A 23,689-nucleotide genomic window follows, 5' to 3' on the forward strand; every position below is an offset into this window, starting at 1 on the left:
GAGCGGAATGAACGAATGTCGCAATTGGTAGCTAGAAGCATCACGGTCATGCCGGATGCGCTTAAGAAGATGCAACAGGTGCTTGGGCATGCAGGAGATGAAGATAACGCGGCAAAAATGGGGCAATTGCTGGACAAATTGGATAGTGGACGGATGAATATTGCGTTCTGCGGACATTTCTCTGCAGGGAAATCCACGCTCATTAACCAACTTTGTGCCCATGCTTTGTTACCGTCGAGCCCGATTCCTACGAGTGCGAATATCGTGAGTATTCGAAATGGGCAGCCTGGTGCGCATGTGACGCATCGCAGTCTTGAAGGAAAGGTCAATCCCTTAGGAGAGACGACAACCATTCCGCTCAGCGAGCTTGAGGCTTACTGTGTAAATGGTACCGATATTGAAACGGTAGAGATCACGTATCCAATTCCTTTTCTAGGTGAAGACACTGCGCTGTTGGACACACCAGGGATTGACTCTACGGATGATGCACATCATCAATCGACGGAATCTGCCCTACACTTAGCTGATGTGGTGTTCTATGTCATGGACTATAACCATGTGCAATCAGAGGTGAATTTAGCTTTTACGAAAAAAATGAAGGAGTGGGGAAAACCGCTCTATCTGGTTGTAAATATGATTGATAAGCACAAGGAGTGGGAGCTTCCCTTTGCACAATATCAAACGGGTACAAAGCAAGCTTTCTTGAACTGGGGCATTGAACCTGATGATTTGTTGTTCGTTACGATGAAGGAACCTGCGCATCCACATAATGAGTACGCTAAGCTGCAATGGTTGCTAAGCCGTCTTATTGAGCGTGGTGATTCTTTGCGCAGCTATAGTATTGATGCTTCTGCGCGGTATTTGGCAGCCGAGCATAGTAAATGGTTGGCGGAGCAACACGAACCTCAGAAGGCGGAATTGCTGGAATCGATCAAGGAAGATGGCGATGCGGAAGATGTTCAACAATTGGCTGCAGCTAAGCAGGAACAACTTAACACATTAAAAAGTTTGCCGGAAACGTTAATACTTGAACTCCGGAAAGATGTTGGTGCCATTATAGAGAATGCCAATATAACACCTGCGTTAACGCGAGATTATGCCAACGCTTATTTGGAGAGCCGTAAGCCTGGGTTTAAGGTTGGATTCTTCGGTGGCGCAGCAAAGACCGCAGCAGAGCAAGAGAAACGACTGACGGCGTTTCAGGGAGAATTGGCTGAGCAAGTGGAAGCCCAACTTGACTGGCACTTGCGAGATGCCTTGAAGAAGGCAGCAAGTGATCAAGGTCAACATGATGCTGCGTTAATTGCGCAGATTGAAGCGTTGAAGGTTGAAGTATCTGGTGCTTTGATTGCGTCCCAAGTGAATACAGGTGCAACGTTCAATGGCGAGTATACATTGAACTACATGAAGCAGCTCGCTGGCGAGTTAAAGCTGCAGTACCGCAAACTGGCGTTTGCGGTGATTGACATCATCGCGGCTGCGGTCCGCGATGGCAGCAAACCAGCCGCCGCTGCGCTAGCGGCTGAGCTTGAAGCCCTGAGCGGCCGGCTGAGCGCCTGCCGCGAGCTCGCCCGCCTCGAGGAAGCCGAGGCGGCGGCAGAGACCCAGCTGCTGCGCATGGCCAGCTGGGAAAGACCTTCTGCGCCGGCGCTGCCGGATGCGCAGCTCTACACGGCCATGGAGGAGCCGGCAGCAGCCCCGCTGAGCGGGGCTAACCTGCACGTGACCTCCATGGGCACGATCCTGCAAGCTGCCGCGATAGCTTCGGCAGCTGCCGGCACGGACTCGGCTGGCCCCGCAGTGGCAGCCGAGCCGGCGTCATCCGTGTTCACCTCGGGTGAACACGGTAAGCGCATGGAGCGCAAGGCCGCCGACTTGCAGGCGGCCTCCGCTCTCATCGACGGGCTGCCGTCGATGCGGTCGCTCGCGCGCTCCATGCGCGAAAAAGCGGATCGTCTGCGCCAGCGGACGTTCACGATTGCGCTGTTCGGTGCGTTCAGCGCGGGTAAATCTTCGTTCGCCAATGCTTTGATTGGTGAACGGGTGTTGCCAGTATCGCCGAACCCGACAACGGCGGCGATCAACAAGATCATGCCGCCGACGGAAGGCTGGCCGCATGGTACAGCCAAGGTCAAGATGAAGAAGGCAGATGCCATCTTGGAGGATGTGCTTTACTCGCTTCAAATACTAGGGGTTGAAGCGACCGATATGTCGTCCGCGTTGAAACGGATAGGCCAGCTTTCACCTGCCGATGTAACAGCCAAAGGAAAACCGCATTTCTCTTTCCTGAAAGCTGTTGAAAAAGGGTGGGAAGCAGCCTCAGGTCAATTGGGTACTGAACTTCGGATCACCAAAGATGAATTCTCAGGCTACGTAGCGGAAGAACACAAGTCCTGTTTTGTAGAATTTATTGAATTATATTATTCCAATCCGCTGACGGATCAAGGTATCATTTTCGTAGATACGCCGGGGGCAGATTCTATTAATGCCCGACATACAGGTGTCGCTTTTAACTATATTAAAAATGCAGATGCCATCCTATTCGTCACTTATTATAACCATGCTTTCTCCCAGGCAGACCGCGAGTTTCTGCTTCAGCTAGGTCGTGTTAAAGATAGTTTTGAAATGGATAAAATGTTTTTCATCGTCAACGCGTCTGATTTGGCGGCAAGCTCAGAGGAGCTGGCGGGGGTCGTGAAGCATGTAGAAACGAATTTAGTGCAGCACGGTATTCGTCATCCACGGATTTATCCGATATCCAGTTATTTGGCAGCAGAAGGTAAAATCAATGGCAACGAAAGCTTAGTCGTACAATCGGGCATTCAACCGTTTGAGCAGCAGTTTGTTCAGTTCACCTTGAATGAGCTTAGTGATGTGGCTATTCATTCGGCTAATCTAGAGCTTCATCGAGCTATTAGCACCATGCAGAAGTGGCTGGAACGAGCACAATCAGGTGAGGAAGAGCGCAGGCTGCAATTAATTATGTTGGATGAGTCGGAGCAGCAGGGCTTAGATCTATTAGACGACACACGCTATGATGCCGAGCTGAAAGAGCTGAAGAAGGAAATCCAAGAGTTGATGTACTACGTCAAGCAACGTACGATGTATCGCTTTGGAGAGCTCTATAATTTTGCATTCAATCCATCAACTTTCCGTGATGAGGCCAAAGACCCTAAAGCCGCACTGCAATTCGCATGGAATGAACTGTTGCGCATGATTGGCCACGATTTATCCCAAGAAGTTCTAGCCACTACGCTTCGTGTGGAGAATCGCATGAATCTCATCAGTACGAAGCGAATGAATCGTTGGGGTGAGGAGCTGGGCTTACTGCTAGAAGGCTTTGAGAAGGCTGCCTACGAGTCCAGCACGTTTGTGACGCCTGAGGTGACTACGAAGCTTGAAGCATCGGAAGTGAGTTTGAAGCTGCTGCAGAGTTATTTCAAGAATGCGAAGCAATTTTTTGAGGGTGACGGTAAAAGCAAGCTGAAAGCGGAACTAGAGAATCGGATCAATGCGCCGGTTGTTTCGTTTATTGAAGGGCAAACCAATGAGCTCGAGCAAGCTTACGGCATTCAATTAGAAAAGTGGTTAATTTCACAGAAATTAATCATGGAGCAACAGGTTAAAGAACACGCGGAAGGGCTTCGCGATGCACTTCAAATGAAGATTGATTTAGATGAACTCATATCGAAACAGCATCAGTTGAAGGCGTTTGTTTAGTTATTAAACAATAGGGTGACTAGGTTCTTCGGAACTTAGTTGCCCCTTTTTTTGGATTGTTCATGTAAAGGCTTTCATTGGCGGTTATCCCGATGATTTAAAAGAATAGGGGGGATTTCTACACGTTTTTGTGAATTTATGCCTATTTAAGCGATTAAATCCGATTATCCTCGAATTGCTCACATATAGTGATGGTGTTAAGATTCATAAAGTGTTCACACATTATAAGCGTTTCAAATCTATCCTTTTAAGGAGGGCCCAAAGTGGATGTATTCAGGCAACTGAAGCCATATTTTTGGCCAGAGAAAAAACTGTTTTTTGGAGCTATTGCATGTCTTGCAATCGCTACCGCGCTCGGCTTGGTGTACCCCAATTTACTTCGGTATTTGATTGACGAAGTTATCACCAAGAAGCAATTTGACCTAGTTCCACGATTGGCACTATTTGTTGTTGTTGTCGTTTCTATGAAAGGGATGTTCCAGTTTCTACATGGTTTGTGCGGGGGTCGCTTAGGAAACCGTGTTGCATACCACTTACGGAATGCGCTGTACAACAAGCTGCAGTATTTATCATTTCAGTACTATGATCAAGCGAGGACAGGAGATCTGATGTCAAGATTGACAGCCGATCTAGAAGCGATTCGCCAGTTTATTGGCTTTGGTTTCGCACAGATTCTGAACGTTTTGTTAATGCTTGTTTTTGGTATGGCGATGATGTTCTCTATCAGTTGGAAGTTAGCTTTACTTACAATGATTACGATGCCATTTCTAGCATTTACTGCTGTTCGCTTCGAAGGTAAAATTCACCCGGCTTTCCGGATGGTGCGTCAGTCTCTGAGCACGATGACGACTGCTGTTCAAGAAAATATTACAGGTGTTCGGACCGTCAAATCTTTTGCTCGCGAACCGCATGAAATAACCAAGTTCGCAGAACGCAATGAAGATTACAAGTCCATGAATATTGGATCGTCAGGGATTTGGGCGAAGTACTTCCCGATCATGGAGATTCTAGCAAACTTGAGTGTCGTTATACTACTTGGCGCTGGCGGTTACATGGTTATTGATGGGTCGATTTCACTTGGGGATTTGGTAGCATGTTTTAGTCTTATTTGGTACATAATCGGGCCGATGTGGGGACTTGGTTTTCACATCAATAACTTTACGCAAACGAAGGCTTCGGGTGAGAAAATCCTTGAGGTTCTGCATCACTATATGCATGTCAAAGATAGCGATACCGCTGCAGCCTTGACCAAGGTAGATGGTCATGTACGTTTTGATCACGTAACGTTCGCCTATCCGGAGAAACAACCAGCGTTGTATGATTTTTCATTAGATGCGCCTCCAGGTTCCGTTATTGGTCTTCTGGGAAGCACTGGTTCCGGTAAAACAACGGTAATATCGCTCCTCATGAGAGCTTATAACGTCAAAGAAGGCAAGGTTATGCTGGATGGAAAGGATATTCGTTCCTTACAGATTGAAAGCTACCGCAGCCAAATTTCAACAGTTTTTCAAGAAACGTTCCTATTTTCTTCTACAATTCGCAATAATATCGCTTACGGTCGTAAAGATGTGACTATGGATGATATTATTCGGGCTGCGAAGCTCGCGAAAGCACATGATTTCATTTCGGAACTTCCTGAAGGCTACGATACCTTAGTAGGTGAACGTGGACTTGGACTTTCCGGGGGACAAAAACAGCGTATTGCGATTGCTAGAGCTTTGATCAAAGATCCGAAAATTCTCGTGCTAGACGACGCCACAAGTGCTGTCGACATGGAAACAGAGCATGAGATTCAAGCTGGTTTTGGTGAAGTTATGGCAGGTCGAACAACGTTCATCATTGCCCACCGGATTTCTTCATTGAAACACGCGGATGAAATCATTGTCCTAGATAAAGGTCGCGTCATTCAACGAGGTAAGCATCAAGAATTACTGCAGCAAGATGGTTTGTACCGTCAAACGTATGATATTCAATATGCGGATGGTCCGCAAAACCAAACTGCTCAGAACCAAGCAGCGGTTACACGAGAAGAAGGGACTTCTGCAGACTCAGAAGTTTCCGAAGGCAATCCAATAACCCATTCCTCCAAGCCAGAAAGAAGGTTGGCAAATTGAGTACTCCATCGAAACAAGCTGAGGCGGCTGCGCCGAATCCAGATTCACAAACAGGCAATCGCTTCGTCTATCAAGATGATGAACTGATCGAAAAGCCTTTTGACTGGGGCCAATTAAAACGCTTGTTCGGCTATATGAAGCCTTATCGTAAACAAATGCTGCCTATTATTATTACTATGATGCTATTAGGTGCGATTACGAAATTGACAGTACCACTGCTGATCAGTAAAGCAATTGATAATGCAATTATCCCAAAAGATAAGAGTCTGCTCTTTCTCATTGTTGGCATCATGTTAAGCGTTTATCTCATTCAATGGTTAGCCAATACGTTCCGCATTAAGTATACGAACATGATCGGGCAACGTGTTATCTACGATCTTCGCCATGACCTTTTCAGTCATATTCAGAAGCTCTCATTCCGATTCTTCGATACACGACCAGCGGGATCTGTCCTTGTTCGTGTTACGAACTATGTGAACTCCTTGCAGGATCTATTTACGAACGGTGTCGTCAACTTATTGATCGACGTTGTACAACTTGTAGGTATCATCATTATTTTACTCTCATTTAATTTTAAATTAGGTGCATCGATCATTGTAACGGTTCCAATTATGTTTATCATCTCGACGAAGCTGCGGACCAAAATCCGCCGCTCTTGGCAAGACGTTACAATGAAGCAATCCCGATTGAATGCCCATTTGAATGAGTGTATTCAAGGGATTAAAGTTACACAGGCCTACACGCAGGAGAAAGAGAACATTCAGTTCTTCTCCAAAATGAATATGATCAATCGATTGTCTTGGAACCGTGCATCCATGCTGAATCAATCCTTTGGACCTCTGATTGAAATAACAGGTGCGATTGGTTATTTTATCTTGTTTTGGTTAGGCGCTCATTTGATTCAAACGGGAGAAATCAGCGTTGGTTTACTCGTTGCGTTTGCGACTTACATCGGTTATTTTTGGGAGCCGATTACACGTTTGGGGCAAATGTATTCGCAGTTGTTGATTGCGATGGCTTCGGCGGAGCGGATCTTTGAATTCATGGATGAGAAACCAACGGTTGCAGAAATCGAGGGTGCCAAAGATTTACCTACTGTTCAAGGAAATGTGAATTTCAAAGATCTTGTATTCGAATATGAGCCAGGGCGTCCAGCATTGAACCGAATTAACTTGGATGTAATTGCCGGACAATCTATCGCTTTGGTAGGACATACCGGATCAGGCAAAAGTACGATTATGAACTTACTTTGTCGCTTCTATGACCCTAACGAAGGGGTAATTGAAGTCGATGGGTACAACATTCGTAACGTCACAATACAAAGTCTTCGCTCTCAAATCGGTGTCGTACTGCAAGATACGTTTATTTTCTCGGGGTCGATCCGTGATAACATTCGATTCGGTCGCTTAGATGCAACGGACGATGAAATCGAGAAGGTAGCGAAGGCTGTCCATGCGCATGACTTTATTGTAGGGCTGCCCAATGGGTACGATACGGAAGTGCAAGAACGCGGGAACATCTTATCGATGGGGCAGCGTCAGTTGATTTCCTTTGCACGTGCATTACTTGCTAATCCACGAGTACTTATTCTGGATGAAGCGACAGCTAGTATTGATACGGATACAGAGCTCAAAATCCAAGAGGCACTTAAGACGCTTCTAGCGGGTCGTACGTCCTTTATCGTAGCGCATCGTCTTTCTACGATTCGTAATGCGGACAAAATCGTCGTATTGGATCACGGGCGCATGATGGAAATTGGTAATCATGACGAGCTTATGAAGGAACAGAAGATCTATTATGGTTTGATCCAAGCGCAATATAAATTTTTGCAGGATGCTGTGTAGGCATGAAGAAAAGGAGCTGCTTAGCCACTTGAATGTGGTTAGGCAGCTTTTTGTTTGTTTTAACGAGAAAACATTGAAACAATTGAGAATGAGTGTCATTTGAGGAGCAGCACTGAAAAGCACTACTTGACTAACGAGTACTTGACTAACCATACTACTTAACAACTAAACACTAGTCATCTCGTAACACGACATTCTATCACACACTCGAGATTCATAGCCATTCATCTAGGGACTCCTTCTACACTTGGAAAAGTGGAAATAAAACTGCAACTCGAAAAAATCGAGTTACAGAGTAAAAAAAGCACACCGAAGCCGCTGCAACTCGAAAAAATCGAGTTACAGAGTAAGAAAAGCAGATCGAAGCCGCTGCAACTCGAAAAAATCGAGTTGCAGAGTAAAAAAAGCGCAACGAAGCCGCTGCAACTCGAAAAAATCGAGTTACAGAGTAAAAAAAGCAGATCGAAGCCACCGTAACTCGAAAAATTCGAGTTACGGTGTAGAAAAAGCACACCGAAGCCGCCGCAACTCAAAAATATCAACTTACAGCATGGGACTAGAGCAGTGAGTATACTGCAATCCCCTCCCGTAAACTCAGCCATCTTTACAATGTTTGCAAAATTTGACGAGAAGCTATACTCTTAAATTGGAAATATGCCAAATATTCGCAGGAGGGGACAGCAATGAAATCATCTCGTTTCATTTGGGGTGCCATTGGTTTAACCGCGTCAATTTCTACGATCGTTTTCGCTGTCGGCTTTGCATACGCGGCGAATCAAATATGGTTTCCTAAAGCCTCTGGAGATTTGCAATTAGCTACTCCAGCGCCAACGAAACCATCGATAATCGAAAGTAACAATAAGTTACAAATTGTCGCATTAGGGGACTCACTTACAGCTGGAACAGGCGACAATACGGGGAAAGGCTATGTAGGACGAGTCCGCGAGAAGCTGGAAAAAGCAAGCGGCAAACCTGTCTTCGTACTTAATAACCTCGCTATTCCCGGCTACAAAAGCGATCAACTTCTGACTGATTTAGAACAGAAAAAAACACAAGATGCACTTGCGCAAGCTGATATTATTTTGCTTACCATTGGGGGAAATGATATTTTTGCAGGAGGAGAAGGGCTTTTCAAAGGAGCTAACCAAACGGAATTTAATCCTGAGGCTGCTGAGAAGCGTGTAGACCCTGCACTCACTAAGATGGAAAAGATCATCTCGACCATCAATAAAGCAAATCCGAAAGCAACGCTATTATATATCGGTTTATATCACCCTTTTTTGGATCTTGATCCGACAAGAGAGGGCTCTTTAACCGTACAGCGATGGAATGACGGCGTATTTAAGTTAACTAATCAATATCCTCAGATGCTGATTGTTCCTACCTACGACCTATTTGAGCAAAATTTGATCAAATATTTATCCTCTGCGGATCATTTCCATCCAAATGGGGATGGCTATGAACGAATTGCAGATCGAATTGTCCAAATTTTAAAATAGGGAGGGCATAGAAATGGCTATTGCAACGCCTCAGATCGTTTTATCTGTCAATAATCTTAAAAAAAGAATTAAAAATAAAGAAATTATTAAAGGAATTTCTTTTGATGTCTACGCAGGCGAGATTTTTGGTTTTCTTGGGCCTAATGGTTCAGGTAAAACAACGACAATTCGCATGCTCGTGGATCTAATTCGTCCTACGGAAGGCACGATACACATTTGTGGATTCGATGTTCATAAGGAACATGACCAAGCCATGAGAAAAGTAGGGTGTATTGTTGAAAATCCTGAACTCTATTCCTACCTGACGGGGTGGGAAAATCTTGAGCATTTTGCCCGCATGCTGCCAGATGTGGACGACAATCGAATTAAAGAAGTTGTCGACATTGTTTCGATGGATGCGCGCATTCATGATAAAGTAAGGACCTATTCCCTAGGTATGCGCCAACGTTTAGGAATCGCTCAGGCACTTCTAGGGCGACCAAGTCTATTGATTTTGGACGAGCCTACGAACGGACTTGATCCTCAGGGAATTAAAGAAATGAGGGAGTTTATACAACGTTTAGCTGCGGGTGGACTTAGCTTGTTCGTCTCCAGTCACTTACTTAGCGAGCTTCAGCAAATGTGTGATCGTGTAGCCATTATTAGTCATGGTGAAGTGATTCAAGTTGGTGCTGTGGATGAGCTGATTGCTCAAGGTGGCAGGGTGGTTTGGACAGTTTCTCCGGGAGATCAAGCCGAGCGTGTGCTTCAATCTTCGGAAATGGTGTTATCTGTCCACACCTTAGATTCAGACAGCCCTATGGGGATACCAGCTGCTGCTAAGCAGATTGCTACGCAAATGGATCAAGTAAACATTCCTAAGTTAAGTCAACGACTTATCGAGGAAGGAATCAGCCTATATGCGGTAGAAATCAAAAATCCAACATTAGAGGATTTATTCTTACGTTTAACTGAAGGAGAACGAATTGAGTAAAAGAGGGTGAAAGAATTGACAGGACTATATGCTTTAGTTAAAAATGAAATGATTAAAATGATTAAGAAAAAGCGATTTTATGTCATTCTACTTATTCTTCTTGCTTTAATTCCCATGTTCACTTATGCTCAAATGCGAGTTGCTCAACATACACAGAAGCAATTTGGAACATCGGATTGGAAGGCTGATCAACGTCAGAAAGTGATAGATTGGGAAAAACGGCTTAGTTCTGCACGAACACCAGATGAGTGGAAGCAGCAGCTTCGCGTTCAAATTCAAATTGCGAATTATTATTTAGAACAAGACGTGAATCCTAGCTCCCCGAATGCGGTTACATTTACGCGTGAATTTGTCAAAAATGCCGTTGGTTTATTTATTCCGTTGATTATTATGGTCATTTCAGCAGATATCGTATCATCTGAGCATTCTACGGGGACTATTAAATTATTGTTGACAAGACCGGTCAGGCGTTGGAAAATCCTATTGAGTAAATTAATTACCGTTGTCTTCTTTACATCACTGACTGTTTTGTCGACTGGATTGATCTGTTACTTGATTTCAGGCATTGTTTTTGGCTATAACGGATGGACGATGCCGATCTTCACGGGTATTCAGCTAACAGGTGCAGATGTCGATTTTAGTCGTGTAAGAGCGGTAGATCAATGGTTCTTCCTCTTGATGGAATTCGGCTTAGTATGGTTTACAGCAATTGTCGTAGCGATTATGTCGCTTATGCTTTCTGTACTAATTCGATCAACCGCAGCAGGTATGGGGGTCATGCTTGCCGTATTAATATCAGGAACAATTCTTTCGAACATGGTGTCCTCTTGGGAAACGGCTAAATATTTGTTTATGGTCAACTTGGATCTGACAAAGTATTTGACAGGAGGAATCCCACCTATTCAAGGTATGGATCTAGGTTTCTCTCTTAGTGTATTAAGTGTTTGGACCGTACTGGCGTTAATCGTTTCATTTACGGTATTTTCACGCAAAGATATTTTAAATTAGAGTAAAAAGAGATAAAGGAGGGCTCCAATGGCTGAGCAGCTAGAATTTGCGAAAGGGAAAGCCCCGACACCCGTCACGGATTACGAAGCAGATGATATTCAAGTCCTGGAAGGGCTTGTTGCTGTTCGTAAAAGACCAGGGATGTATATTGGGAGTACCAGTTCCTCAGGTCTTCATCATTTGATCTGGGAAATCGTAGATAATGCAGTCGATGAGCATCTGGCAAAGCATTGTTCCAAAATTAATGTCACGATACATAAAGATCAATCTATTACGGTACAAGATAATGGCCGCGGTATTCCTACAGGCATGCATAAAACAGGTGTTCCTACGCCTCAAGTTGTTTATACAATTCTGCATGCAGGCGGTAAGTTTGGTGGCTCAGGTTACAAAAAGTCTGGGGGCTTACATGGTGTAGGCGCTTCCGTTACGAATGCACTTTCCGAGTGGTTGGAAGTTGAAATCAACCGTGAAGGTAAAGTACATCGGATGCGCTTTGAATATTGGGTCGATGATAAAGGGATCGAACATGTTGGTGAGCCGGTTACAGGACTAGAAGTTATCGGCAATACCAACCGTACAGGAACCAAAGTAACGTTCAAACCAGATAAACGTGTGTTCCAAGGCGGCACGACGATTAATTATGATACGCTTGCTGAACGTTTACAGGAGATTGCGTTCCTTAACTCCGGGCTGCAAGTAAACCTGAAGGATGATCGCACCGATAAAGTGGATCAGTTCCAGTATGAAGGCGGCGCAAGTCAATTCGTAGCTTTCTTGAACGAAGAGAAGACCGTGCTTCACCCTGTGATTCATTTTGCCTCAGAGAAGGACGAGATTGAAGTTGAAGTTGCACTTCAATACAACGATGGCTACACAGAGACCATTGCTTCCTTCGTGAACTCTATTCCTACCCGCGGTGGTGGAACCCATGAAACGGGTTTTAAGACTGCCTATACGAGGGTGATGAATGAATATGCCCGTAAAGGGGGCATTCTCAAGGAAAAGGATAAAAACCTCGATGGTACGGATCTCAGAGAAGGTATGATGTCTGTTATCAATATCAAAATGGGTGATGTTGAGTTCGTAGGGCAAACCAAAGACCAACTTGGAAGTGCAATTGCACGTAGTGCAGTGGACGCCGTAGTTTCCGATAAAATGACGGTTTTCCTGGAAGAGAATCCACAAATCGCACAAATGATGCTGAAGAAAGCTGTACAGGCCTCACGAGCGAGAGAAGCAGCGCGTAAAGCACGTGAAGAGATTCGCAGCGGCAAGAAAGGAAAGAGCGAAAGCTCGAACCTGAATGGGAAGCTTACACCTGCACAGTCGAAGGATTTGCAACGAAATGAGCTGTTCATCGTGGAAGGTGATTCCGCAGGTGGGTCAGCGAAGCAAGGGCGAGATTCGAAGCATCAAGCGATTTTACCGCTTAAAGGGAAGCCAATGAACCCTGAGAAGGCGAAGTTGCTGGATATTTTGAAAAATGAAGAGTATAAAGCTATTATTGCTGCGATTGGCGCTGGCGTAGGGTCGGAGTTCGAAGCGGAAGAGACGAATTACGGTAAAATCATTCTGATGACCGATGCCGATACCGATGGCGCACACATTCAAGTACTGCTGCTAACCTTCTTCTACCGGTACATGAAGCCGTTGATTGATGCAGGTAAAGTGTATATTGCGCAGCCACCTCTGTATAAAGTGACGAGAAAAGGTAAAAATGGTGGTCATAAATACGCTTGGACAGATGATCAGCTGCAAAAGGTGGTCAAAGAGCTCGGTAAAAATACAGAGCTTCAGCGTTATAAAGGACTAGGCGAGATGAATCCAGATCAGCTGTGGGAAACGACAATGAATCCGGAAAGCCGGACGCTGCTTCAAGTACAGATTGAAGATGCGGCCAAAGCAGAACGACGTGTGACAACATTGATGGGTGATAAAGTAGATCCACGTAAGAGATGGATTATCGAAAACGTTGATTTTACTGAATATGTTGAGTAGACCAAAAAGAGTGGTGACGAGAAAGTGAGCATTTTAGAAGAGTTTTTACCAGCCTTTCTAGAGGAGATCGTTGGCGATCGATTCGGTCGATATTCCAAATATATTATTCAGGATCGAGCAATTCCTGACGTTAGAGACGGCTTGAAGCCTGTTCAACGCCGGGTCTTGTACGCCATGTACGACTCAGGTAACACGCCGGATAAACCTTATCGGAAATCAGCGAAAACCGTTGGGGATGTCATGGGTAATTATCATCCGCATGGGGATTCGTCGATTTATGATGGTATGGTTCGTATGGCGCAGCCATGGAAAATGGGGCATACCCTCGTGGATGGTCACGGGAACTGGGGTTCCTTAGACGATGATCCACCAGCAGCTATGCGTTATACAGAAGCACGTTTATCAGAAATCGCGATGGAGCTTCTTCGCGATATTGAGAAGCGTACGGTGATGTTCAAGGATAACTTTGATAATTCAACCAAAGAACCGGTTGTATTGCCTGCACGTTATCCCAATTTGCTTGTAAATGGTGTAAGTGGGATCTCAGCAGGTTTTGCGACGGAAATTCCGCCTCACAATTTGCGTGAAATCATCGACGCTTGTACGGCTATGATCGATAAACCTGACATTACGCTTGACGAGTTAATGTCTATTGTCAAAGGCCCGGATTTCCCTACTTCGGGGATTATTATGGGTGAAGAAGGCATTCGTGAAGCCTATCGGACGGGTAAGGGACGTATTTATATCCGCTCCAAAACCGCGATCGAAGAAATGCGCGGCGGCAGACAGCAAATTGTCATTACTGAAATTCCTTATCAAGTGGTGAAATCTCGGTTGGTCACGGCGATGGAGAATATCCGCCTGGAGAAGAAAATCGAAGGCATCGCTGAAGTTCGAGATGAAAGCGGCCGTAATGGGCTTCGTATCGTGATCGAGCTCAAGAAGGAAGCGGATGCACAAGGAATTTTGGCTTATCTGTTGAAGAAAACGGATCTGCAAGTGACGTATAACTTCAACATGGTTGCCATTGTCAATAAAGCGCCGCGTCAACTAGGTATCCGTGAGATTCTGGAGGCTTATATTGAGCATCAGAAGGAAGTAGTTACGTTCCGTTCGCAATACGAATTGGAAAAGGCAGAAGATCGGGCACATGTCCTCGAAGGGCTTGTCAAAGCATTAAACATTTTGGATGAGGTCATTGCCACGATTAAAGCATCGAAAAATAGGCAGGATGCCCAAAATAATCTCGTAGAGAAGTTTCATTTTTCAGAACGACAAGCTGATGCCATCCTCGTCCTGCAATTATACCGTTTAACGAATTTGGAAATAACGACGCTGGAGAAGGAATTGAAGGATGTTGAGAAAACGATTGCGTACTTGCGCGGGATTCTCGGCAGCTTGAAGAAGCTTCTCGGTGTTATTAAAGACGAGATGGGGGAGATCCGCAAAAAATATGGGATCGATCGCCGCTCGGAGATTCAAGGGGAAGTCGAAGAACTGAAAGTAAATCTTGAAGTTCTTGTAACGGCTGAAGATGTGCTTGTCACCTTGTCCAATGAGGGCTACTTGAAGCGTACAAGCAAGCTATCCTTCACACGTTCAGGTGGGGAGCTTGAGAATACAGGCATGAAGGAAGGCGACTACCTTCGTTTCTTGCTAGATGTGAATACGATCGAGAGCTTGCTGATCTTCACGAAGAAGGGGCAATACTACTTATTGCCTGTCCATCAAGTTCCGGAGTACAAGTGGAAAGAAAACGGAACTGCGATTGTCAATGTCATCCCCATTGCGAAGGAAGATCGCATCGTGAATGTGATTCCTGTCAAAGGCTTTGACGATCCGACGAAGTCACTCGTATTCGTCACACGCAAAGGACAAGTGAAGCGCACAGAGCTCAAAGAGTACATGACGAATCGCTCAAACGCGATTGTCGCGTGTAAGCTTGGGGAACAAGATGAAGTGCTGCAAGTCCATTTAAGTGACAATACGAAGGAAATTCTTCTCGTCACGAAGCAGGGCATGAGCATCCGTTTCCGTGAGGAAGAAGTGAACCCGATGGGCCGTGCGGCCGCGGGTGTGCGCGGCATCCAGCTGAAGGAAGACGATGAAGTCGTGTCTGCTGAGTGGATTTACGGGGATGAAGGGGAAGTACTGGTCATCTCGGACCTCGGGTATGCGAAGCGATCTCTCGTTGTCGATTATCCAATTCAAGGACGCGGCGGAAAGGGGATCATTACCTTCGAATTCAAAGAAGGCAAACGTGTAAGACCTAATGGTTCTGCCTTAATCCGAACGTTTATTGTGAAAATGGATTACTTGATTACAGCTGTGATGAGCAATGGTGAAAAGCTGCGCTTCTCAACGGAAACAGCTCCGCTAGAAGATCGTAAAGCGCAAGGCAAATCATTTATTCCAGTCACGAAAACAGAATCCATTATAGAGATTTTGCGTTTTCCTCAATCGTAACTAATTGTTGGGGGATCCAATCTTTCAATCAGTGTAAAAGCTAACTCTAATAGGACCCACAGGGGCATCGGTTCGTCTAATCGATTCAGCCACTGTGGGTCTTTCAGCATGCCCGCTTCCAGTGCTTTCTTGCCTAGCTCTACTTTCCAATCTTCCAACTCAATCACTCCTTGAAAGTTAGTAAACAGCCTTGCACGGCAAGTTTCTCCGAAAAAAAAGAAATCGCTGTTGTCTACAAGGGTGCAGGGTACCTTCGAACAGTATATGTGACTACTGGGCAACTTGTTAAAAGAAGTCGATTGGCTTGTCCGATTATCCAAGAGTAGACAAGCTTTGCGGAGGCTCGACATCAGGTATCAGCAAACCTCAGCATGTCCACTTCAATTGCAATTTTTGTAAGAAAATATTAATGGCATTAATCTTTAAACTAGCGAAAAGGCGTGCTATACTTGCAATAAATAGGTGAAAATGGAAGCGAGTTGATGAGGATGTATTCCGATGAATTCGGAAAGCTATGGCTAAAATTATCGAAGGAATTGAAAAATCAGATGGAGGTAGGCTTAGCCCCTACGATTACGGAAGGACAGCTGAATGTGTTAGAACTGCTCCTAGTCCATGAACGTATGAAGCCTTCGGATTTGATTGAATATTTATCCACGACACCTGCGGCCGTCACAACCTTACTCGATCGGATGGAAAAAGCGGAGTTAATTACACGTATAAGAGATGAGAAAGACCGTCGTATCGTCTGGATTCACGTAACAGGCAAAGGAAAAGCGGAATGCGAGAGAGGTCGTGGAATCCGTGAAGAACTGTTGGATTCGTACCTGAATCGCGTTTCCGCTCATAATCAGAAATTGCTTATTTATTTGTTGGGCAAAGTTGCCAACTAAATGGCATTCATCCCCTCATAACTCGGGGATGGTGAACTCGTTCCAAGGCCGCTGCACGGGAGGCAGCGACCGGAAATGCATGCTCTCTTTGAGCACAGGATGCTCAAAGGTAAGTGCTGTGGCCCACAGCGCGAGCTGTTGGCCCGGTTTGTTCACAGCGCTGCCATAGCGCTGGTCCCCGTACAACGTGCAGCCAATGGCAGCCAGCTGCACGCGGATCTGATGCGGCCGCCCGGTGTGCAGCTTGATCTGGATCAAGCTGAGCCCGTCTTGGCTGCCGAGCAGCTTATAATCCAGCACCGCCTCCTTGGCGTCCTGCTGGCCTGCCTTGACCACGCTGACGGTATTCGTCCGCGTATCCTTCCACAGCCAGTGGCGCAGCGTAGCGGCCGGCTGGGAGGGTTTACCGTGCACGACAGCGACGTACGTCTTGTCGAGCTGCCTCGTTCTTACCGCGTCCGAAAGTCGGGACGCGGCTTTTGACGTTTTGGCGAAGACCATCACGCCGCCAACGGGACGATCCAAGCGATGTACAAGCCCGAGATACACATTGCCGGGCTTGTTGTACCGCTCCTTGATGTCCGCCTTCAAGGCGTTCAACAAGTCGAGATCACGAGACTCGTCTTCCTGCGTAGGCATGTTGACGGGCTTCTCAACCACAAGAATGTGGTTGTCTTCAAAAATAATCGGGATCTGCGATGCACCGTTATCCTCTTTGAAAGCCACTGCCTACGCCTCCCAGCGTCCCAGAATACCGCAAGGGAGCATCAGGCCGGAATGCGTAATTGGAAGCCCGATTTCTCCGCTAGAGATCGTTCCGCCATGCTTTTCTTTCATCGCCATGGTCAAAATGTTCTGAAGCACAGTAGCCGAGATACCTGTTGTATAGGAGTTAATCAACAAGAACAACGGGTTGTCCGTCAAAATGGATTGGCAAGTCTGAATGAACGGGAAGAGGTCATCTTCCAATTTCCAGGTTTCACCGTTAGGTCCACGTCCATAAGAAGGTGGATCCATAATGATCGCATCATACTTGCTGCCGCGGCGCTGTTCTCTTTGAACGAATTTGAACACATCATCCGTAATGAATCGAACAGGTCTGGAACCCATACCGCTTAGGTGCAAATTCTCTTTTGCCCATTGAACAACGCCTTTCGAAGCATCGACATGGCATACTTCAGCGCCTGCATGCGCGCAAGCAAGTGTTGCGCCGCCCGTGTAAGCGAAAAGGTTGAGCACTTTAATGGGGCGTCCAGCGCCTTTAATCTTGTCCATCATCCATTTCCAATTGACCGCTTGCTCAGGGAACAGACCCGTATGCTTAAAGCTAGTAGGCTTTATATAAAAGGTCAGCTTCTGATCGTAAGTGATCGTCCAGCGTTCAGGTAGCTCTGCGTGCTGCTGCCATTGGCCGCCGCCACTGGAGCTGCGGTGATAGTGAGCATCAGCTTGACGCCAAGCGGGTGTTTCTTTTTGTAGAGGCCAAATAATTTGCGGGTCGGGTCTGCGAAGTACAATCGTTCCCCAGCGTTCTAGCTTTTCGCCGCCGCCAGTATCGAGTAGTTCATAATCAACCCAATCTTTTGCATAAAACATGCTGTAATCCATCCTTCAACTGTTTACTAGACTAAACATCCATTGTACACCATTTATTGACCTAAATCGATCTTTTCAATCAATCCAGGCAGTTCTTTTTCTGCGAATTGTTGGTATTGTGCTTGCTCAAGGCCACCTCTGAGCGAATCTTTGACAGCATCAAACGATTTAACAGATCTAGATTCCACCTTGATGATGTGATAGCCGAATTCGGTTTCAACAGGGTCGCCGATTACCCCAACCGTTTGATTAATAGCAGCGACTTTGAAGCCTTCAACCCATTGACTTACAGCAGCATCAGCATAAAGTCCGCCCGCATCCTTTGAACCTGGATCTTCGGAATATTGTTTGGCAAGTGCAGTAAAGTCCCCGCCATTTTTAAGCTTGGATGCTACATCTTTGGCAATTGTGAGTGCTTCTTCCTTCGTGCGAAGTGCTTTTCCTTCTTCATCCGATAGTCCAATTAAAATATGACGAACAGACGCAATGGTATAAGCATCTTTATCTGCTTTAAGTGCCGCATCATATTGTGCTTTCAACTGCGTATCAGTAATGCTTGATTTCACGTAGTTCGATGCCGTCAAACTGCCCACCAAGAAATACTGAATAGCACTCTCTGACGTATTCACATTCTTCAAGTCGGCAACAAACTTAGCTTCGCCCATTTGTTGCTTCCATGCTGCAACTTGTAAAGCCGCACTTTCCTTAGCTGCTGCGATATCAGCCTCTGAAGCACGACTATAGAGAACGCGGTTCGTTACTAATTCCTTCAGAATACCTGTCTGATACTCCACGTTATCTTTGGAGGCAGCATGGTTGCTGTTGAATAAAGCTTTGAGATTAAAGAAGGCATCGAAATCAGCTCTTGTCACAGTCCCGCCTTTATAAGTGGCAACCATTTGATTCGGATTATTGCCAATCCAAATCGTGCTTGTCTCATCATCCCACGCTACCTTTTTGCCTAGCGAGTCGCTCATGAAACGTAAAGGAACATAAGTTGTCCCTTCGTAAATAAAGCCTTTGCTATCCGTTGGCGTTTTTTCGACACCATCAAACATATACGTCAGATTACGGAAGGCTACTTCAATCTGAGTTCCTGCAGCAAAAGCTACCGTTCCACTTAAAACTGATCCAATCGTTAAACCCACGATAAGTCCTTTTACTTTATCCTTCATTATGTGTGATCCACCTTTCATTTCTTGTCCTACCAATAATTCACCGAAGGTTGAGAGATTTCCTTTATTTTATTCCGTTTGAATTGAAGGAATTCATTACCTGTTTGTTGTATTTGTAGAGGTAGAGACGATTTGCAACACGCATCTTAGAAGTAGGACATGTCGAAATAGGGGGGGATAATGTGGGAGCAAATGTTGGTATTCCAAGCTCCGAGGATTTGTTTCTGCTTCATGAAGGATCCCTTTTCCACAGTTATCGTATCTTAGGGGCACATGTTAGCAAAGAAAAAGGGCATGAGGGTGTTCGATTCGCCGTATGGGCACCACATGCAAAAACTGTCTTTGTACTTGGAGATTTCAATGAGTGGCAAACCGGCGAGCATCACATGGAAAAGATTAGTTCGTTAGGCCTCTGGATGCTTTTTATTCCAGAAGCGAGTGAAGGTGACTATTACAAGTTCGAAATTCATAGTCAGACGGGACAGATTTTAATAAAAGCAGATCCCTATGCCTTCTATTCCGAGTTAAGGCCCGGTACTGCTTCTCGGGTTGTTGATTTGGGTGGTTATGACTGGCAGGATCAAGCCTGGCAGCTCCAGAAGAAAGATGTACCTGCGTATAACAAGCCGCTTTCCATTTACGAGGTGCATCTTGGCACCTGGCGAAAGAAAGACCGCAAGAGCGAAGAGCTGTATACGTATGAGCAATTAACGACTGAGTTAGTAGATTATGCGGTAGAAATGGGCTATACGCACATTGAGGTAATGCCTCTGGCCGAGCATCCCTTTGATCGCTCTTGGGGGTACCAAGCAACGGGGTACTACTCCGTTACAAGTCGTCATGGGTCGCCAAAGGAATTCATGCGATTCGTGGATACGTGTCATCAGAAGGGTATCGGCGTCATTATGGACTGGGTACCTGGTCATTTCTGCAAAGACAGTCATGGACTACGTCAGTTTGATGGCAAGCCTTTGTATGAATATGAAGATCCTCGCAAAGCGGAAAAGCTCGAGTGGGGAACACTCACTTTCGATTTTGGCAGACCGGAGGTTCAGAGTTTTTTAATCTCAAATGCCGTATTTTGGATGGACATGTATCATATGGATGGGATACGCGTTGATGCGGTTGCTTCCATGTTACATTTAAATTTCGGCAGATGGGATGAAACTCCGATTCGCAACCAACAGGGTGGCGAGGAGAATCTAGAGGCAGTCGCGTTCATTCGCAAATTGAATCAAGTTGTGTTCTCCTATTTCCCCAATGCCCTGATGATGGCAGAAGATTCAACGGATTGGCCGCTCGTAACTGCACCCGTCCACGAAGGTGGATTAGGGTTTAACTACAAGTGGAATATGGGCTGGATGAACGATATGCTGAAATATATGAAGCTGGATCCCATCCATCGCAGGTACAATCACAAGTTAATTACGTTTTCGTTCATGTACGCTTGGAGTGAGAATTATGTACTTCCTCTTTCACATGATGAGGTTGTGCATGGAAAGCGTTCACTCCTGCATAAAATGCCTGGTGACTATTGGCAGAAATTCGCTAATTTGAGGGTGTTATATGGGTACATGTCGGGGCATCCAGGTAAAAAGCTGCTCTTTATGGGAAGTGAATTCGGTCAATTCGATGAATGGAAAGATCTTGAAGAGCTGGATTGGTTTTTGTTAGATGGTTATGAGAAACACGAGCAGATGCATCATTACGTGAAGTCGCTCAATCAGTTTTATTTGAATGAACCAGCCTTATGGCAGCTGGATCATGATCCAGCAGGGTTTGCGTGGATTAACCCCCATGACGAGACCCAAAGTGTTGTCACTTATATGCGAAAAGGGACTGCGCCGGAGGATGAACTTATTCTTGTGTGTAATTTCACCCCCGTTGTTCATCCGGATTATCGAATCGGCGTTCCGAAATTAGGTGTATACGAAGTTGTTTTCAATAGCGATGCGTCTGAGTTTGGCGGTTCTGGTCAAGGCAATACACTGCCGATCACAAGCAAAGCTAGCCCCATGCATGGTCATCCGTATAGTTTATCTCTATGTATTCCGCCGCTTGCGGCTGTTTATATCAAGTGTGTGAGTGAATTCCAATCAGAGCATGATGAAGTTGAAGGGGGAAATCAAATATGCGCAGTAAAGAATGTGTTGCCATGCTCCTCGCTGGAGGAGAAGGGCGAAGATTAGGCGTACTGACGAACAATTTAGCTAAGCCAGCTGTACACTTTGGCGGCAAATATCGCATCATTGATTTTACTCTCAGCAATTGTACGAATTCAGGGATTGATACGGTTGGGGTACTTACCCAATATCAGCCTCTCGTATTGAATACTTACATTGGTATTGGAAGCTCTTGGGATCTTGACCGCAAGTATGGCGGTGTTACGGTGCTGCCACCGTTCATGGAGCAAAAAGGCGGCGACTGGTACAAAGGTACTGCTAACGCGATCTATCGCAACATTGGCTTTATCGAGCAATATGATCCGGAATATGTGCTGGTCATTTCAGGTGACCATATTTATAAAATGGATTACGACCTCATGCTTTCCTATCACAAAGAAAAAAATGCGGACGCGACTATCGCCGTTATCGAAGTGAAATGGGAAGAAACAAGCCGCTTTGGCATCATGAGCGTAAATGAGAAGCAGGAGATTACGGAATTCGCTGAGAAGCCGAAGGAAGCAAACTCTAACTTAGCGTCCATGGGAATTTACATTTTTAACTGGAAAGCGTTAAAATCCTATTTGCTGGAAGATGAGGCGAATCCGGAGTCAAGCAAAGATTTTGGGAAAGATATCATTCCGATGATGCTGAAGGATGAAGCGAGAATGTTTGCTTATCCATTCCAAGGCTATTGGAAAGACGTCGGTACCATTGATAGTCTATGGGAAGCGAATATGGACCTTTTGGACGACAATAATGAACTAAACCTCAATGATAAAGACTGGCGCGTGTATTCTCAGAATCCGTATCAACCTGCTCAATATGTAGCACCTACAGCCAATATTAAACGTTCTTTGGTCAATGAGGGCTGCGCGATTTTTGGAGATGTTGATCATTCTGTCCTTTTCTTCGGTGTTCAGGTTGGTGAAGGCAGCCAGATTAAAGATTCCGTCATTATGCCAAATGCCAAAATTGGTAACAACGTAACGATTATCAAAGCAATTATTGGTGAAAATACGGTGGTTGAAGATGGTGCGGTTGTTGATGGTGCAGGAGAAATTGTACTTATTGGCGGTAACGAGCGGGTAACAGGCTACGCTAATCAGAAGGGATGATGTCAGATGAAACACGTGATGGGAGTCATTAATTTAGTCAATGAACCGGATGATTTGGAGGAACTGACTTATTTCCGCTGCCCGGCATCCGTGCCATTCGGTGGACGTTATCGGTTAATCGATTTTGCACTTTCGAATATGGTGAATTCAGGGATTGACAACGTAGCCGTATTCACACAACACAAATATCGTTCGCTCATGGATCATCTTGGGTCTGGTAAAGAATGGGATTTAGATCGTAAACGTGGGGGACTATTCGTCCTTCCATCCGTTCTTGATGAACCGACAGGGATTTCTCGCGGAGATTTGTATCAATTCTATAGTCATCGTGACTATTTCTACCGTGGTAAAGAAGAGTTCGTTATTATTTCCCGCAGTCACATGGTATGCAATCTGGATTTGAACGATGCTGTTCGTTACCATGAAGATATGCAAGCGGATATCACGGTGATTTACAAGCAAACAGACGAAGAGGTTCATGGGAAATTCCGCCGGATGGCAGTTAAAGAGACCGGTCAAGTTACGTTGATGGAAGATCACACAGGCCGCTTGCGGACGAACAACATCTCCATGGAAATGTATATCATGAGCAAGGCATTGCTCTTGGATATGGTGGAATCCTGCCTAGCGCAAGGATATGATCATTTGGTTCGTGACGGCATTATGAAAAATATTGATAAGTTAAGCGTATACGGCTACAAATTTGAAGGGCATCTGGGCATTGTGAATTCCATTCAAGGCTATTACAAGCACAGTATGCAGCTGTTGAACCCAGCGATTTGGCGTGAACTCTTCTTCCAGAAGAATCTGATTTATACCAAAGTAAAGGATGAACCGCCTGCTAAATATTGGGACTCGGCTTCTGCCAAGAACGCGCTTATCGCGAATGGCTGTCAAATCGAAGGGAAAGTCGAGAACAGTATTTTGTTCCGTGGCGTGAAGATCCGCAAAGGTGCTTATGTGAAAAATAGTATCATCCTGCAAAACTGCGAGATTGAGGAAAACGTCATTATCGAGAACTCGATACTGGATAAGGATGTATTCATCAGCCGTGGCCGTGTGTTAACGGGGGACAACAAAGCCCCATTTATTGCAGCAAAAACGAAAGTCATCTAAGAGC

The 23,689-nt window shown here is 45.4% G+C and carries 17 protein-coding genes; 13 read left to right on the forward strand and 4 right to left on the reverse strand.

The genetic code is table 11. The features are described 5' to 3' along the window. Positions 1-15: 15 nt before the first annotated feature. The 9 genes from J2736_RS03705 (at position 16) to gyrA (ending at position 15,625) form a co-directional block, all read left to right on the forward strand. Positions 16-3,720 (forward strand): dynamin family protein, encoded by a 3,705-nt coding sequence (locus J2736_RS03705; RefSeq protein ID WP_310223647.1) that lies wholly within the window; start codon positions 16-18, stop codon positions 3,718-3,720. A 263-nt stretch (positions 3,721-3,983) separates the two neighbouring features. Next, entirely contained in the window at positions 3,984-5,834 is a 1,851-nt protein-coding gene (locus tag J2736_RS03710; protein ID WP_310223649.1) for an ABC transporter ATP-binding protein, read from the forward strand. Beyond that, the gene (locus tag J2736_RS03715) at positions 5,831-7,678 is read left to right on the forward strand and encodes an ABC transporter ATP-binding protein (RefSeq protein WP_310223651.1); all 1,848 of its coding nucleotides are present in this window, start codon (positions 5,831-5,833) and stop codon (positions 7,676-7,678) included. Before J2736_RS03710 ends, J2736_RS03715 begins: the two co-directional genes overlap by 4 nt. 255 nt (positions 7,679-7,933) lie before the next feature. Next, the gene (locus J2736_RS03720; protein WP_310223653.1) at positions 7,934-8,155 is read left to right on the forward strand and encodes a hypothetical protein; all 222 of its coding nucleotides are present in this window, start codon (positions 7,934-7,936) and stop codon (positions 8,153-8,155) included. Positions 8,156-8,361: 206 nt separating this feature from the next. Next, positions 8,362-9,177 carry a GDSL-type esterase/lipase family protein gene (locus J2736_RS03725; protein WP_310223655.1) on the forward strand — a complete coding sequence of 272 codons (816 nt, stop codon included), beginning with the start codon at positions 8,362-8,364 and terminating at the stop codon, positions 9,175-9,177. 13 nt (positions 9,178-9,190) lie between these two features. Then, positions 9,191-10,150, forward strand: coding sequence for an ABC transporter ATP-binding protein (locus J2736_RS03730; RefSeq protein ID WP_310223656.1), 960 nt, complete (start codon positions 9,191-9,193; stop codon positions 10,148-10,150). A gap of 15 nt (positions 10,151-10,165) precedes the next feature. After that, positions 10,166-11,158: an ABC transporter permease gene (locus tag J2736_RS03735; protein WP_310223658.1), complete on the forward strand. Its 993-nt coding sequence runs from the start codon at positions 10,166-10,168 to the stop codon at positions 11,156-11,158. A 27-nt stretch (positions 11,159-11,185) separates the two neighbouring features. Beyond that, on the forward strand, positions 11,186-13,159 hold the full coding sequence (gene parE / locus J2736_RS03740; RefSeq protein ID WP_310223660.1) for a DNA topoisomerase IV subunit B: 1,974 nt from the start codon (positions 11,186-11,188) through the stop codon (positions 13,157-13,159). A 24-nt stretch (positions 13,160-13,183) separates the two neighbouring features. Then, positions 13,184-15,625, forward strand: a complete 2,442-nt coding sequence (gene gyrA / locus J2736_RS03745) for a DNA gyrase subunit A (RefSeq protein ID WP_310223662.1) — start codon at positions 13,184-13,186, stop codon at positions 15,623-15,625. Here the strand turns inward: gyrA and J2736_RS03750 are convergent. Beyond that, positions 15,616-15,783, reverse strand: a complete 168-nt coding sequence (locus J2736_RS03750; RefSeq protein ID WP_310223664.1) for a hypothetical protein — start codon at positions 15,781-15,783, stop codon at positions 15,616-15,618. The two genes, gyrA and J2736_RS03750, sit on opposite strands and share 10 nt — an antisense overlap. Before the next feature lie 330 nt (positions 15,784-16,113). Here J2736_RS03750 and J2736_RS03755 point away from each other — a divergent pair, with 330 nt between their 5' ends. After that, positions 16,114-16,518, forward strand: a complete 405-nt coding sequence (locus J2736_RS03755; protein ID WP_310225187.1) for a MarR family winged helix-turn-helix transcriptional regulator — start codon at positions 16,114-16,116, stop codon at positions 16,516-16,518. A gap of 15 nt (positions 16,519-16,533) precedes the next feature. Here J2736_RS03755 and J2736_RS03760 read toward each other — a convergent pair whose 3' ends face one another. The 3 genes from J2736_RS03760 to J2736_RS03770 are packed head-to-tail and all read right to left on the reverse strand — an operon-like array spanning position 16,534 to position 19,289. Continuing rightward, positions 16,534-17,244, reverse strand: coding sequence for an RluA family pseudouridine synthase (locus J2736_RS03760; protein ID WP_310223666.1), 711 nt, complete (start codon positions 17,242-17,244; stop codon positions 16,534-16,536). A gap of 3 nt (positions 17,245-17,247) precedes the next feature. Then, positions 17,248-18,114, reverse strand: a complete 867-nt coding sequence (locus J2736_RS03765) for a class I SAM-dependent methyltransferase (protein ID WP_310223668.1) — start codon at positions 18,112-18,114, stop codon at positions 17,248-17,250. 53 nt (positions 18,115-18,167) lie between these two features. After that, positions 18,168-19,289 carry a peptidylprolyl isomerase gene (locus J2736_RS03770; RefSeq protein WP_310223670.1) on the reverse strand — a complete coding sequence of 374 codons (1,122 nt, stop codon included), beginning with the start codon at positions 19,287-19,289 and terminating at the stop codon, positions 18,168-18,170. A gap of 182 nt (positions 19,290-19,471) precedes the next feature. On the opposite strand from J2736_RS03770, the gene glgB reads away from it, so the two are divergent. From glgB to glgD, 3 genes are read left to right on the forward strand one after another with little or no spacing between them, the layout of a single operon-like run. After that, a complete protein-coding gene (gene glgB, locus J2736_RS03775; RefSeq protein WP_310223673.1) occupies positions 19,472-21,478 on the forward strand; it encodes a 1,4-alpha-glucan branching protein GlgB in 2,007 nt (668 codons plus the stop codon). Further along, positions 21,421-22,569, forward strand: coding sequence for a glucose-1-phosphate adenylyltransferase (locus tag J2736_RS03780; RefSeq protein WP_310223674.1), 1,149 nt, complete (start codon positions 21,421-21,423; stop codon positions 22,567-22,569). The genes glgB and J2736_RS03780 overlap by 58 nt, the downstream gene beginning before the upstream one ends. A 6-nt stretch (positions 22,570-22,575) precedes the next feature. Beyond that, the gene (gene glgD / locus J2736_RS03785) at positions 22,576-23,685 is read left to right on the forward strand and encodes a glucose-1-phosphate adenylyltransferase subunit GlgD (protein WP_310223676.1); all 1,110 of its coding nucleotides are present in this window, start codon (positions 22,576-22,578) and stop codon (positions 23,683-23,685) included. The last annotated feature ends 4 nt before the right edge of the window (positions 23,686-23,689 follow it).

It is taken from the genome of Paenibacillus qinlingensis, from assembly GCF_031455095.1.
In the GTDB taxonomy this organism is placed as follows: domain Bacteria; phylum Bacillota; class Bacilli; order Paenibacillales; family NBRC-103111; genus Paenibacillus_E; species Paenibacillus_E qinlingensis_A.